7 protein-coding genes, 1 tRNA gene and 1 pseudogene are annotated in these 14,405 nt (G+C 52.9%); 3 read left to right on the top strand and 6 right to left on the bottom strand.

The genetic code is table 11. The features are described 5' to 3' along the window. Positions 1 to 20: 20 nt before the first annotated feature. The gene (locus ACYVHX_RS17310; RefSeq protein WP_460672917.1) at positions 21 to 584 is read right to left on the bottom strand and encodes a Crp/Fnr family transcriptional regulator; all 564 of its coding nucleotides are present in this window, start codon (positions 582 to 584) and stop codon (positions 21 to 23) included. 152 nt (positions 585 to 736) lie between these two features. Here ACYVHX_RS17310 and ACYVHX_RS17305 point away from each other — a divergent pair, with 152 nt between their 5' ends. Both ACYVHX_RS17305 and ACYVHX_RS17300 read left to right on the top strand, forming a co-directional pair. Next, positions 737 to 1,048 (top strand): hypothetical protein, encoded by a 312-nt coding sequence (locus ACYVHX_RS17305; protein ID WP_460672916.1) that lies wholly within the window; start codon positions 737 to 739, stop codon positions 1,046 to 1,048. Positions 1,049 to 2,280: 1,232 nt separating this feature from the next. Next, positions 2,281 to 5,571: a S41 family peptidase gene (locus ACYVHX_RS17300; protein WP_460672915.1), complete on the top strand. Its 3,291-nt coding sequence runs from the start codon at positions 2,281 to 2,283 to the stop codon at positions 5,569 to 5,571. Between the two features lie 588 nt (positions 5,572 to 6,159). Here ACYVHX_RS17300 and ACYVHX_RS17295 read toward each other — a convergent pair. Together ACYVHX_RS17295 and ACYVHX_RS17290 are read right to left on the bottom strand one after the other, a co-directional pair. Next, positions 6,160 to 7,402 (bottom strand): annotated as a pseudogene (locus ACYVHX_RS17295) (IS3 family transposase). A 159-nt stretch (positions 7,403 to 7,561) separates the two neighbouring features. Next, a tRNA-Gly gene (locus tag ACYVHX_RS17290) sits at positions 7,562 to 7,634 on the bottom strand. A gap of 180 nt (positions 7,635 to 7,814) precedes the next feature. Between ACYVHX_RS17290 and ACYVHX_RS17285 the strand changes: the two genes are divergently transcribed. Continuing rightward, complete coding sequence (locus ACYVHX_RS17285) at positions 7,815 to 9,842, top strand: OPT family oligopeptide transporter (protein ID WP_460672914.1); 2,028 nt, start codon at positions 7,815 to 7,817, stop codon at positions 9,840 to 9,842. 69 nt (positions 9,843 to 9,911) lie between these two features. On the opposite strand, the gene ACYVHX_RS17280 is transcribed toward ACYVHX_RS17285, so the two are convergent. From ACYVHX_RS17280 to ACYVHX_RS17270, 3 genes are all read right to left on the bottom strand, one after another. Further along, entirely contained in the window at positions 9,912 to 11,753 is a 1,842-nt protein-coding gene (locus ACYVHX_RS17280) for a M61 family metallopeptidase (protein WP_460672913.1), read from the bottom strand. 65 nt (positions 11,754 to 11,818) lie between these two features. Next, the gene (locus ACYVHX_RS17275; protein ID WP_460672912.1) at positions 11,819 to 12,403 is read right to left on the bottom strand and encodes a YdeI/OmpD-associated family protein; all 585 of its coding nucleotides are present in this window, start codon (positions 12,401 to 12,403) and stop codon (positions 11,819 to 11,821) included. Between the two features lie 5 nt (positions 12,404 to 12,408). Continuing rightward, positions 12,409 to 14,403: a heavy metal translocating P-type ATPase gene (locus ACYVHX_RS17270; RefSeq protein WP_460672911.1), complete on the bottom strand. Its 1,995-nt coding sequence runs from the start codon at positions 14,401 to 14,403 to the stop codon at positions 12,409 to 12,411. Between the last annotated feature and the right edge of the window lie 2 nt (positions 14,404 to 14,405).

The following is a 14,405-nucleotide window of genomic DNA, read 5'->3' as shown; positions in this document are numbered from 1 at the left end:
TAAAGAAATCAGACTTGTGGCTATTTTTTCCGGATTCGGCTCAGTTGGGTGGGTGTAATGCCCAGATACGATGCAATGTGATATTGCGGGATAAGCTGTTCCAGGCCCGGGTAGCTTTCCTGAAAAAGCCGGTACCGGCTTTCCGCATCCAGCAGCACAATTTCGATTTCTTTCCGCTCCTTCTCGACGAAATACCGCTCGGCAAACCGTCGGCCCACCCGTTCTAAATCAGGATGCGTATCATAAAGCGCGGTGAACGTCTGATAGTTTGCCTGGAGAAGTTCGCAGTCGGTTAGCGCCTGTTGAATAATCTGATTCGGTCTGCCGGTTATCAACGACGTATAGCCACCCGCAATGGAGGGTGCTACAAAGAAATGCTTGTTGTATTCGGTGCCCTGCTGATCCCGATAAAAACCGCGAATCACCCCCGATTGTACATAGGCAAACTGCGTGGCAAACTGGCCTTCTGCTATAAAGTAATCGCCTTTTTTCAGCTGAGTTTCAGCAAACAGGCGCTTCACGCGTTGCCAGGTTCGCTCGCTGATGGGGGAGAGCGTGTCGAGAAATTGCTTTAAGGTCGCCAAAGTTGTGCCGGGCCAGAAGTACGGAAACGAACATACCCAAGAGCGGCCTGAGAAACAACTAAACGACGACTAGGGGCCTTCGGTGCACTGGTCACTACGGTTTTAGGGATAGCCTATAAAGCTTGAAATTGACCGGTTCCTCCCGGGCGCTGTTGAAAAATCTGGAAAAATTATTTTTAATTCGAAATGCCCTGCTTTGCTCTGAGCGCATCCGTAACAAAACCATTCAGGAAGATCATCTGAACGAAATTCGGGCTACGGTTTTAACATCTACCTCCTGCACCGAACCGGAAGTGGTTTATACGAACCGGACTGAGCGATTCTGGAACTGGTGGACTACTTTCCCCGTAATGCCGGCGCGTGTTTTCAACGCGGGACCAGGAACGTACCAACAGGAAGGTTGCGGCTTTTCCCGGATCTCTGAAACCAGTCCGGAACCGGTGGAAAGTTTAATACTAGATTAGGGCCTTCTGCACTAGAAATTCTCAATTTCTACCATTGGTGTTGGTAATCATTTATAGGACATCAAAACCTCTCAGTTGTATAAGTGCTTTTATGTTAGTCTGTTCTGCTTTCGAGCAATTATCTCACCAATTGTCTCCTTCAACCAATCCGAATCGTCCCGGTTAATCAATAGGATGTTTTCCATACCAATCTTGGTGTTGCAGGCAAGTGCGTAACGGACTTCTTCATCCGGATCATTCGCCAGAATTGCAATGATCGACGGACTGATCTTCCGTTTTCTGGCTAACGCACTTCTAACATTTGGATTCGGATCAGAGGCTAATTCTTCGAGAATCGCCAGCGGTACGGTCTTATGTCAATCACCCACGTCTTGTAATCGGGGTAAAGTTCGATCACTTCTTTCCAAGTTTGCAACGATGCCTCTTCATAAGCAGCCCTGGTATATTCTTCGATAAGCTCACTGCTTCCAAGACGAACAAACGCTCTGGCAGAATCAATCATTTTGCTGTTGAATAATCGGCTATAGGTTAACCTGACTTTCTATGAAGCCTCTTTGGAACGGTCAATCGAAGCTTAATTTGGAAAATAAACGGTTATATTTTCTAAATCTGTGAAAATAGGTCAATCCGTTAAACAATTCCTTGGTTAGCTAGTTCTCCTGTTATATTTCGCTCGAAGTAGTCCTAGATGCACTTAAAACGCAGCCCTAGACCTACACACAGAGTGAAAAGAAAGCTAGGTGACTTCGTGTTGTCTGGCTTTTATTTTTTCTCCTTACGGGGTTTTACAAGCAGGTGATAGGCCGGTTCTATGGACTGTTCCTTAATAAATACTCTTTTACACAACAATAATGTACTGGGAAAGGGGAAAAAAAGAAGCAGCGATCAGCATTTCATACCTTTTTGCCCCTTTCATTTATCATTGGGAAGAAGCTATTTTGAGGTCAACCTGTTTGTTTAAAAATGGGAATTTTACCGAAATTAGCCACCTGTTCGAGTAACTATTTCAGTGTAATACCACTATTCGTGTTTAAATACCTGTAATTTACATTGAGTTTTGATGGGTAGGGTATAGTATTCCTGGCTCCCATCGTGGCGTGGCTCTAACGTTCCGGTACTAAGGTATGTGGCATCGATAGGAAAGAGAAAATGATCGAAATCAGTTGGAACCCTCATTCGCTTTTCATTAAACTGGTGTTCGTATTTGACTCTTTTTTCTAAAGCTCTGATCAATGACAACGGTACCCAAAATCGCCTGGCTTTTCTTCGTTCTATTTCTGACAACTCCATTTACCCAAACGATTGCCCAAGCAACCCGCTTGTTGAGGCAACCCGCCCTGAGTGCTACTCAAATAACGTTCGTTTATGGCGGTGATATCTGGGTAAGCTCAAAGAGTGGGGGGGAGGCCCGGCGCATTACCAGTACGGCAGCTACTGAAGGCAATCCGCATTTTTCACCCGATGGTCGATGGATCGCCTTTAGTTCAGACCGCTCCGGCATTGCCCAGGTTTACATTGTACCGGCTCAGGGGGGCAGTCCCACCCGGCTTTGCTGGTATCCGGCCCCATCCTATCCCCGTGGCTGGTCACCCGATGGCAAACAGGTGCTCTATGCATCCAACCGCGAAAGCGCTCCGACGGGCTATAACCGGTTATGGACCGTGTCGGCTCAGGGTGGCCCTTCGACCCTACTACCCGCTCCCTGGGGCTTTGATGGCCACTACTCACCGGAGGGCAGCAAACTCATCGTTGACCGGGTGAGCCGGTGGGATGTTGAATGGCGGCATTACCGGGGCGGCCAAAACACGCCCTTGCAGGTATTGGACCTCAAAACATTGACCGAGCAGGCCATTCCCTCCGAGGGCAGCATGGATATTCATCCCGTTTGGCTCAATGAGGAAATCTATTTTCTTTCCGACCGCGACTTTATTATGAACGTATGGGCGTTTAATCCCACCACCTCGGCACTTCGCCAAGTCACCCATTTAAAATCCGGCGATATAAAATGGTTGGAAGGAAATGGTAGAGAACTGGTGTATGAACAAAATGGCTACCTGCACCTGCTGGAGCCCGCAACGGGCAAAAGCACTCAATTGACTATTACCGTAACCGGCGATTTCCCCTGGGCTGAAACGCATTCCGAGTCAGTCGCCAAAGCCATCACCCATGCCTCCTTGTCGCCCACCGGCAAACGGATCATCCTGGAGGCCCGGGGTGAAATATTTACGGTACCGGTTGAAAATGGTGATCCCAGAAACCTGACCCGTAGTTCGGGCGCGGCCGATCGCCGGCCGATCTGGTCACCGGATGGAAAAGAAATTGCCTGGTTTTCGGATAAAGACGGGCAGGGCTATGCGCTCTATCTAACGGATCAGGAAGGCCTGAAACCGTCAAGGAAAATCGCCCTAGGCGAGAGTAAATTAGGCTGGAACCCCAGCTGGTCGCCCAATGGCAAGTTCATAGCTTTTACGGATAATGCGGTGAAAGTTAAGGTGGTTGAACTGTCAACCGGCGCGATGACCACCATCGATACGGGCGGCACCAACCTGGACCGTGAAAATATGGGCTTAACCTGGTCGCCCGATAGTCGCTGGCTGGCCTACACCAAAACCGCTCCCAATAATTTCCGAAGCATTAGGGTCTGGTCGACAGCCAGCAAAAAAACCAGGCCGCTGAGCGACCCCATGGCCGATGCCATGTCGCCGGCCTGGGACCTGAACGGACGCTACCTCTATTTTTTAGCCAGCACCAATGCGGCATTGGGCTCGGGCTGGGCCAACACCAGTTCGCAGCAGGCCAAACCAACCTTTGGGGCCTACATGACCATTTTGCGAAAAGACGATCCCAACCCCTTCCCGCTTAAAACCGATGAAGAGCCGGATAGCACGGGGATGACCAATCCAATACCGGGCCGTAGTCCCGTGGTGGCCCGTAAGTCCGCCCCGGTAGCCAAACCAACTGCCAGCAAACCCGCTACACAAGATACGACCACATCCAAAGCGGTTCGCATCGACTGGGAGTTGCTGGATCGTCGAATCATTGCGATGCCGATTCCAGTCGGAAGTTACGAGGGGATTCTGGCGGGTCCCAAAGGAACTATGCTCCTTTCCAGCGGAAGAGCGCTCAGTAAGTATACCATTGCCGATAAGAAACTGGATGAACTGGTCAAATCGGGGTCTGATTTTGCGGTATCGGCAAACGGCGAAAAGCTGTTGTTTAAAGCCGGTTCGGGCTGGCGGGTGGTCTCAACTGCCAAACCGGCCGGGGCAACGGAAGGAGCCGTTGCTATGAACCTGCGCATGGAGTTAAACCGGCTCGAGGAATGGAAGCAGATCTTTGCGGAGGCCTGGCGGTATCAGCAGGATTATTTTTATGATCGGAACATGCACGGGCGTGACTGGCAGATGGTATGGAACGAGTATTCTCCCTTAGCCCCGTATATCCGGCATCGCTCTGATCTGACCTATCTGCTCGACCAGTTGGGCGGAGAAACTTCGGTGGGTCATAGTTTTGTGTTTGGCGGTGATTTTCCGGAACTGGATACATCGAGAGTGGGCGTATTGGGGGCCGATCTGATCGTGGCGGAAAACCGCTGGAAGATCAAACGGATTTATACGACCGAGAGCTGGAACCCTGGTCTGGTGGCTCCGCTGGCTCAGCCCAACCTGAAAATAAGCGAAGGGAATTACATTCTGGCGATCAATGGCCAGCCTTTGTCGGCCGATCAGGACCCGTACGAATTATTGAATGGCACGGCCAAATTACAAACCCTTTTATCGGTAAATTCGAAACCCACCCCGGACGGAGCCTGGACCGTGCGGGTGCAACCCCTTGAACGGGAAAACCCGTTGAGACAGCTGGCCTGGATCGAAGACAACCGCCGGAAAGTGGATGAGTTGTCAAAAGGGAAGTTAGGCTATGTGTGGGTACCAAATACGTCTGGGGCAGGTTTTAACACGTTTAACCGCTACTATTTTGCCCAACAGGATAAACAAGGCGCCGTGATCGATGAACGGTTTAATGGGGGGGGGCTGCTGGATGATTACATGGTTGACCTGATGGTTCGGCGCCTGCGGGCTTCGATTACCAATGAAGTACCGGGTGGCAAAGCGATGCGGCTGCCCGCCGGTATACTCGGCCCAAAAGTGTTATTGATTAATGAATTGGCCGGTTCTGGGGGTGATTTCTTTCCCTGGATTTTCCGCCAGCAAAAAGTAGGTCCGCTGATTGGGACCCGCACCTGGGGTGGACTGGTAAAGTCATCGGTACACTATCCCTTTATTGATGGGGGAGCCATGACGGCTCCTGACAACGCCATATTTGATCCGGTCCAAACGAAGTGGGTTGGGGAGAATATGGGCATTGCCCCCGATATTGAACAAAAGATTTCGGCTATTGCGGTTTCCAGAGGAAACGATTTGCAACTCGAAAAAGCCGTTGAAGAAACCCTAAAACTGTTAACGAAAGAACCCTGGCCTTCGGTCAATTATCCGCCCTATTCGACCCCGGCAAAAAAACCGTAAATAACGGCACTGTAGATCCCTGAAATAGCTTGACAATTTTAGGGATCTACAAGGTGTTTGATGGGTCACATCCTTTTCACTATTCGGGTAAATGCTATGCTCTATCCATTTTACCCAAATATCACACAGCCCATATCCCACGATCAAAAGCTGGGAGTGATCAGGAATTGATAGCTTTTTAAGCCTATCTTTTCTTGGCGTGAATCTAAGATTCATTTGGGGTCAATACGTGGGTTCAGGTCATACATTCCCGATTTGCCAAGTACGACTGTCCAGGATTTGAGACAAGGTCACCTTACCAAATTGGGGATTAAAATCAATTTGAATTGCTCACAAGCGGCTTAGGGGCCGATTAGACCTAACACCAAGAGGATGCGTTTTATAAAATAAGTGAGTATTTGTTGTGATTAACTGCGGGCAAAAGCAGCGCATTTTTGAGGGGGCAGTTGTTCAGCATGTAAAGTGCCGACGAAAGCAGCGAATGGAATGATCAAATGAAGCTATACGGGGCTGATGGAGTGACCCGTAAAGTATTTTTTAGGCAAAATACTTCCAATTGTAAGTGACCTTAGCCCAAATCTTGGACAGTCAAAGCTGGAGAATCGGGCTGGTATTTTCTTTCTTTTTCACCCGCATTCCGACTTCATTTGGGGTCAGATCTCCGAGTGAACTGTGAGGCCGGAAGCCATTATATTCTTGCCGCCAAGCTTCGATCTTTTCTCGAGCATCCTCCAAGGATAAAAACCAATGGGCGTTCAAACACTCATCACGGAAACTCCCATTGAAGGACTGCGCGGGCAGCCCCGTCAATAAACGGGTTATCAGTTGGTTTTCCCGGTCTGGAATAGTCCAGCGTTACCTTGTTATCATACGCCCATTTATCCAGAGCTTTTGAAATAAATTCGCTTCCATTGTCTACTTGTATGCGATTTGGAACTACTAAATTTACCGATTTTAATTGATTCATTACAGATACTACGTCTTCTCCTTTCAGCGATTGACCTACCTGAATTGCCAGGCACTGTCGGCTAAAGTTATCGACCGCACGGGCGGACCCGTATAGTTAATGCTCGGATTTTGCGTCCATCGAAGAGCTGATCCGCCACGAAATCCATACTCCAACTTTGCCGGGTGGCCGGTGCCATGAATAGTGGAGAGTTCAGGTCTATCGAGCCGGTGAGAAGCCGCTCGATTTCGCCTTGGTCGTTTGCTACGGAGGTTCAAACCCTCTTCACAATACACTCGATGGACTCTTTTGTGCCGGGGTGCCGGTGCACTTATCTCGCCAGCCTTCCCGTCTGAGCAATACATGAATCCGTTTATAACCATAGCGGATTCTGACTTGGGCAATTTCCCTAATCCTACGACGGACAGCCGTGTCATCGCGCCGGTGCGGTTTGTAGTACGGCACCGGCCGCCCGGCAACAAGATCTCTGAAGTTGCACAACCGAACAGGCAGTGGGTACCCGATAATCGGTCATTAAACTAGCGGCCAGCGTCCGTTTCTGGGCTGGCCTTAGAGCTTTTTTTTGAGCACGTCCTGAAGCATTTGCTTATCCAGTCGGACCGCCGCCGCGGCTCAGATCGGCGACAAGCTCTTTTAATTGTTGATTTTCCTCCGCTCCGGCGGCCCGGCTCCAATTGACGAAGCCTGCGAAGTTCTGGCCCACCCAGGCCAGCGTACTTCTTCCGCGCGGGCGGCCCCGTTCCAGTTGTAATAGGTGGCCTTACTGACTCCCATCTTCCGGCACACCTCTGCCACAGGTACACCAGTGTTAGCCTGACGAAACGCAAAAACGATCTGTGCTTCCGTGAACTTTGTCTTTTTCATAAGCGATTTTTTACAGTTTTAAACTACTTAAAATCGCCCGAATTCTCTACCTGCTCACTGTCCAGTTTTTAGGGCTAAGGTCAGTACCTAATTTAAACTTCTACAAAAAAAGCACCCAGTCTTTAAGCTAAATGCCTCATTTACAATAGTAAATAAAAGAGCGGGAGACGAGTCTCGAACTCGCGGCCTGCAGCTTGGGAAGCTGCCGCTCTACCAACTGAGCTACTCCCGCTGGGAGAATGCAATGTTTCAAGAAAGAACGGAAAAGTCAAGGGGCGTAAGGGGAAGATGATGGCCGGTTTCGGGTAAGCGGTGTGGGAAATAAAATTTATCCGTGTAAATTGGCTCCTGGGTGTCTGCTGCGCCTGTGTGTTTTATACTGACCCAATAGACACCTTCCAACCCTGTATCTATGGAAACCAAACCGTCTACCGAGTTTCGACCTTATGTTGCCGATAACGAGCCGACCGCCGAATTCACGCTCAAAGCCGTCATCACCGGGGCCTTGTTTGGGGCCGCTACGGTTTATTTATCGCTAAAGGCCGGGTTATCGGTTTCGGCCTCTATTCCGATTGCGGTGTTGGCCATTTCGCTCGGACGGAAATTTCTGAAAACCACCATCCTCGAAAATAATATTATCCAAACCACCGGCTCGGCGGGCGAATCCATCGCGTCGGGCGTGGTGTTTACCTTACCCGGTTTTTTATTTCTGACCGACGGGGTTGGCGACGATTTTTTCAACTACTGGACCATCCTGACCCTGGCCATTCTGGGCGGGTTGCTGGGCACGCTCATGATGATTCCGCTGCGCCGGGCGCTTATCGTGGAGGAACACGGTAAACTACCCTATCCCGAAGGCACGGCCTGCGGCTCGGTCCTGATTGCGGGTGAACGGGGCGGTGATTTTGCCAAAATGGCCTACCGGGGTCTGGGCGTGGCCCTGTTATACGCGATTCTTCAGAAAGTGTTGCACGTCATTGCCGAAGCGCCCACCTGGGCAACGCAGCAGGTTAACCGGTATTTTCCGTCGGCGCAGGTGTCGGGCGAAATCACTCCGGAGTACCTGGGCGTGGGTTACATCATCGGTTTTCGGATTTCGGCGGTACTGGTTGGGGGCGGTATTCTGGCGTGGCTGGCCCTGATTCCGCTGCTCGCAACGCTGGTACCCGGCGATACCATTGCGTTGCAACTGATCAAGCTCGGCTATTTAACCAATCTGCAAACGGCGGGTGGCCCAGGGGGCTGGAACCCCACCGCGCACACGTTTAATGACACAGCGGCCGCTATCTACCGGGCCTACATCCGGCAAATCGGCGCGGGGGCCGTTACGGCGGGCGGTTTTATGACGCTTCTCAAAACCATCCCCACCATCGTTTCGTCGTTTCGCGACAGCTTCAAAAAAGTGGACGTGGCCACGGAAGGCACGCAGGTTCGGCGGACGGAGCAGGATTTGTCGGTGCGTGTTGTCATTTTTGGTAGCATCGCCCTGGCGGCTTTGATGGTCATTCTGCCGCAAATTCCCGGCGATTCGATTCTGACGAAATTGTTGATTGCCGTTCTGGTCGTGGTGTTCGGCTTTTTCTTCGTGACCGTGGCCAGCCGGATCGTGGGCTTAATTGGCTCCAGTTCATCACCGGTTTCGGGCATGACCATCGCAACCATCATGGGAACGGCCCTGGTGTTCATCGGAGTGGGCCTGACGGGGCGAATCTACGAACCGGCGGTGCTGGTCGTTGGCGGGATGATTTGCATCGCTGCGGCCAACGCGGGCGGCACCTCCCAGGATTTGAAAACCGGTTTTCTGGTCGGGGCAACTCCCAAATACCAGCAAATGGCCCTGTTCATCGGGGTAATTGTTTCGTCGCTGGCGGTGGGTGCCACGGTTAAAATTCTGGATACCCCCACGCCCGACCTCGTCGCGCAGGGAATCACCCACGCCATCGGCAGCGATCGCTTTCCGGCTCCGCAGGGAACGCTCATGGCCACGCTCATCAAAGGCTTGCTGTCCTTTAACCTCGACTGGCAGTTTGTACTGGTGGGAGCCTTCATGTCGTTTGTCGTCGAAATCTGCGGCATCAGCGCCCTGGCCTTTGCCGTCGGTTTGTACCTGCCACTTTCAACGACCCTTCCGATTTTTGCCGGTGGCTGCGTGAAAGCCCTCGTCGACTGGAATTTCAAGCGGAAGGGCATCGTCGAAGAAGACGCTGACCTGGGCCGGGGCAGCCTGTTTTCCACCGGTTTGGTGGCCGGTGGGGCGCTGGCGGGCGTATTTGTGGCCTTGCTTTCCGTCAACGAATCGGTTTATAACTTTCTGGCGGGTTTGACCCTCGAACCTGCTCTGGAGGGCGCACTCGGTGCGGACGGTTACCAGCTTCTGGGCGCGCTGGCGTTTTTGGGCCTAGCCGTTATCCTGTACCGGGTTGCTATGAAACGCGTTTGACGGATCCTTGCCCCGGACTGTGTCCGGGGCTATCGAGTGTCAACCCCTGTTGGGGTTGCGGTTTGGGTTTTACAGCCAGCTTTTTAGGATGGCAGCCTGGAGCGGAGTGGGGTTGGGGAGCCGGGTAATTTGGAAACGCCGTTCGGTATTTTTGCGTAACGTTGCCGTCATTTCCTTTTGCTGGCCGTTTTGCAGGACCAGCAGCCTGACCAACTCACCCGGTTTTTTGGTTCTGCTCATAGCGCCCAGCGTCTCAACGGTTGCTTTTTGACCGTCGAGGGCCAGAATCACGGCGCCGTTCCGGAGGCCGGCGTTCCAGGCGGGTGATTGCCATTCGGCTTCCGTAACCAGCAAACTGTCGCCTTTTTCGCGGAACGAGATGCCCAGCCAAACGCCCGGTACTGCTTTGGACGTGGTGTCAATCGCCAAACCGGCGTAGGCAAAGTACTTCGGGTAGTCAATCTCCTTCGTGGTGGCCGCGTAGTCGATGAGTTCAGGAAGGTTGGTTCCGGCGGCTTTTTCGCATTCGGTCCAGAATTCCTTTTCGGTAAAACCGCGTTGCTGTTTCTGGTAATAGGTCTGATACAGCGCCCGCATCACGTCGTCCAGCGATTTCCGGTTTTTGCTTTCGTGCCGGATTTTAAAATCCAGCATCGCGCCCAAAACCGGCCCTTTGCTGTAGTAGGAAATGGTTTTGTAAGCATCATCGCCGGTGCGCCCAAACGGGCCGTCTTCCCAGGTCTCAAAACTGGCCTGTGTGGCGGCCTGAAACAGGCGACCCGGTTTGTTTTCGTAAGCGACGATATTGCTTTGTAAACCGCTGAATACTTCTTCTTCGGTCAATAAACCGGCTTTTTTCAGAATCAGGTACGGGTAATAAACCGTAAAGCCCTCCGACACCCAGAGCATCCGGGTGCGGTTTTCCTGGTCGTAATTGAACGGCCCCAGCTCGACGGGGCGAATGCGCTTGACGTTATAATGGTGGAAATATTCGTGCGCCAGAAAGTTGTACATCCGGTTGCGGCCCGCGCGGCTGCTCAACTGCTCCCCGCTGAAACTGATGGACGTGGAATTCAGGTGCTCAATACCGCCCCCGCCCGGACCGATGGCAATAAACGTGTAGTGCCTGTACGGAATGTCACCGATTACGGCCACCGAGCCTTCGACAATTTTTTTCAGATTCGCCATGAACTGGGTCCGGTCGAAGTTGCCCAGATTGTATCCGATAAAATAATGCGGAATGCCTTTGACCTCAAACGACGGCAGTTGCTCCAGCTTGCCCAGCAGCATCGGGCTGTCGTACAGGATGTCGTAATCGGGTGCGAAAAACGTCTGCGGCTGTCCGGCCACCGAGTCCAGTCCCGTCGCGATAAACTGGGGCCATTTCGAATACGGTTTTAAGGTAACACTTACCGGCTGTTTCAGGTGGCCTTCGGGATGCAGAAATACGCCCGCCGGGGAAATGTAACCGTGGTTTTCGTCCAGAAAATTTCCGGCCACAAAATTCCGGGTGGCCCGGATGTCGTACGTCAGGGTCACGGTTTGGGCCCGATTGGGGTGCACTGTCCAGCGGCTGTTGGCGGTTTTCTCCCACTTCAGCGGTTTGCCGGAACCGTCGGTGGCCCGGAAGTTTTCCACCGACCTGGCGTAATTCATCAACTGGTAATAACCCGGCGTCCAGACCGGCATTTTAAAATTCAGCGTTTCGCCGTTCAGGCCCTCGCACCGAAACGTAACGTGGTAAAGCTGCGAAGCGGGCTCCTCCATCGTCACCGTAAAGGCCAGCTTACCGGCGTTTTTCTGTCCGGATGCCGGCGGTATTGCGAAAAGAAAAATCGCGGCAAAGGTTAGTCTTTGCAAGTGCCGGATAAAGAGTTTCGTTTGAGAGGGCAGAAGTACAAGAGTTTCCATGAATACAACCATTTGACCGCGGATTTGATCACGGACCATCTATGTTAGCCAAACTGGGGGTTAATTCAAAGATTCGGTTTCCCATTCCACCGAAACGCCCCGACTTTCCGGCCGTTCTCCGAATCTTCAACCAGGAGCGCCAGGCGTTTCTGACGGGTTGCTTCCTGTTTGGCGCTCCTGATCCAGTTGCGAATGGTTTTCTGGTAGGAAGGAGCCTGTTTCTGAAAGAATTGCCAGGCTTTTTCGTTCGCTTTCAACTGCGCCTGAAAAGCCTCATCGAGGGGATGATCTTCTTTTTCGTGCGTATATATTCCCGCCTTTTTCAAATCCCGAGCCTGAAAAACCGTCAATCCGGCGGGATAAACCAGCCCTTGTTCAATAAGCTCACCGATGCGCCGGATGTTGACGGCACTCCAGATGCTGCTGGTTTTTCGGGGCGTAAACCGGATTTGGTAGGCGGTTTCGTCGATGGACTTCCGAATACCGTCGATCCAGCCGAAACACAGGGCTTCGTCCACCGACTGCGGCCAGGTGATGCTCGGCTTGCCGGAACCGACTTTATAAAAACCGACGACCAGTTCTTTCTCGGTAGTGTGATTTTCTTCCAGCCAATGCCGAAACTCGGCGGGTGTTGCAAAAAACGTTGCCATAGTTGCTAAAACTTAAGATTCTGAACCCGAACGGCATTCAAAATGGCCAGTAAGGCCACGCCCACGTCGGCAAAAACCGCTTCCCACATGGTGGCGATCCCGCCCGCGCCCAGCAACAGCACGATGGCCTTGACAACCAGCGAAAGCGTGATGTTCTGCCAGACGATCTGCCGCGTGGCTTTCCCGATTCTGATCGCCGTGGCAATCTTTGAGGGCTGGTCGGTCTGGATCACCACGTCGGCGGTTTCAATCGTTGCGTCGGAGCCGAGGCCGCCCATCGCAAGGCCCACATCGGCCAGCGCCACCACCGGCGCGTCGTTAACGCCGTCGCCGACAAACGCCAGTTTTTGGTTCGGGTCCGCCGAAAGCGCCTGTTTCAGTCGCTCCACTTCCCGGACTTTGTCTTCCGGCAGCAGATCGCCAACGGCTTCGTCGACCCCCACTTTCCGGGCCACCGCCTGCACGACGACGGATTTGTCGCCCGACAGCATGACGGTTTTCAGGCCCATCCGGCGCAGTTGCTGGACGGTTTCGGCGGCATCCGGTTTTTCCTGATCGGCAATGGTGAAATACCCGGCAAACTGTCCGTCAACGGCCACCATCACCACCGTAAACGGAATGGCGGTCAGGCTGTCGTCGAACGAAATGTTGAATTTACGGAGCAGTTTGGCGTTTCCGGCCAGGACGGTTTTTCCGCCGACCGTTCCTTTCAGGCCGTGACCGGGGATTTCCTCCACGTTTTCCACCGGCGGCAGTGCGTCGCCGGATTGGGCGTACGCGAGAATGGCCGTTGCCACCGGGTGCGTGGACTTACTTTCCAGAGCCGCCGTCAGCCGGGTTAATTCCTGCTCCGCAATCCCATTCGCCTTGACTTCCTGCACCTTGAAAACGCCCTGCGTCAGCGTACCGGTTTTGTCCATTACTACGGTTTTGACCTGCGTAATCAAATCCAGAAAAACCGACCCCTTGAACAGAATGCCCTGCCGCGACCCCGCGCCGATTCCGCCAAAATAGCCCAACGGAATGGAAATAACCAGGGCGCACGGACAGCCGATGACCAGAAAAACCAGCCCGCGATACAGCCAGTCCTGAAAGCGGTAATCCGCCACCAAAAAGTACGGCACAACCGTAATCAAAACCGCCAGCGCGCAAATAATCGGGGTATAAATTTGGGCGAAACGGGCGATGAATTCCTGCGTTTTGGCCTTGCGGCCGGTGGCTTCCTGCACCAGTTTCAGAATGCGCGACAGCTTGGAGTCCTGGTAGAGCGTGGTCACGTCCATTTCGGCCAGCGTTTGCCGGTTGATCATTCCGGCCAGCACGTCTTCGCCCTTGCTGATGGTGCGCGGCACGCTCTCGCCGGTCAGGGCCGCCGTATCGAACGAGCCGGTTTCGGAACGCATTTTGCCGTCCAGCCCCACTTTTTCACCCGGTTTGATCTGAATCACTTCGCCAATTTTCACCTGGGCCGCTTTGGTCGATACGGTTTTTCCGTCGCGCAGGACCGTAACGGTATCGGGCCGCACGTCGAGCAGGGCTTTGATGGAACGGCGCGCCCGCATAACCGCAGCATCCTGAAACAACTCGCCGACGGTATAAAACAGCATCACAGCCACGCCCTCGGGGTATTCGCGAATCGCAAACGCGCCGATGGTGGCGACGCCCATCAGGAAAAACTCGGTGAACACATCGCCTTTGGCAATCTGGCGTCCGGCCCGGCGCAAAACCGGCCAGCCGACGGGCCCGTAAGCGGCCAGATACCAGACAAACCGCCACGGATCGCGGAACCAGTCGGCGTAGTTGTCCAGCAAAATGCCGCCCAGCAACAGCACCAGACTGATCAGAACCGGGCCGTATTCGCGGAACCCTTCCCAAATCGGATGAGCGTGGACCGAGCTATCGGCGTCTGAAGCGAGGGTTTCGGCTTCGACCAAATCCAGCGGCTCATCGTGATCGTGGGTATGCCCGTCGTCGTGGGAATGATGGTGATGGGTTGCCATAT

It is taken from the genome of Larkinella ripae, from assembly GCF_054780775.1.
This window is presented reverse-complemented; position numbering and strand designations above follow the sequence as displayed.

Excerpts from the sequence above, each read along its gene's own strand:
- ACYVHX_RS17300 (WP_460672915.1), top strand. The coding sequence starts at position 2,281 with ATGACAACGGTACCCAAAATCGCCTGGCTTTTCTTCGTTCTATTTCTG.
- ACYVHX_RS17285 (WP_460672914.1), top strand. The coding sequence starts at position 7,815 with ATGGAAACCAAACCGTCTACCGAGTTTCGACCTTATGTTGCCGATAAC.
- ACYVHX_RS17280 (WP_460672913.1), bottom strand. The coding sequence starts at position 11,753 with ATGGAAACTCTTGTACTTCTGCCCTCTCAAACGAAACTCTTTATCCGG.
- ACYVHX_RS17275 (WP_460672912.1), bottom strand. The coding sequence starts at position 12,403 with ATGGCAACGTTTTTTGCAACACCCGCCGAGTTTCGGCATTGGCTGGAA.
- ACYVHX_RS17270 (WP_460672911.1), bottom strand. The coding sequence starts at position 14,403 with ATGGCAACCCATCACCATCATTCCCACGACGACGGGCATACCCACGAT.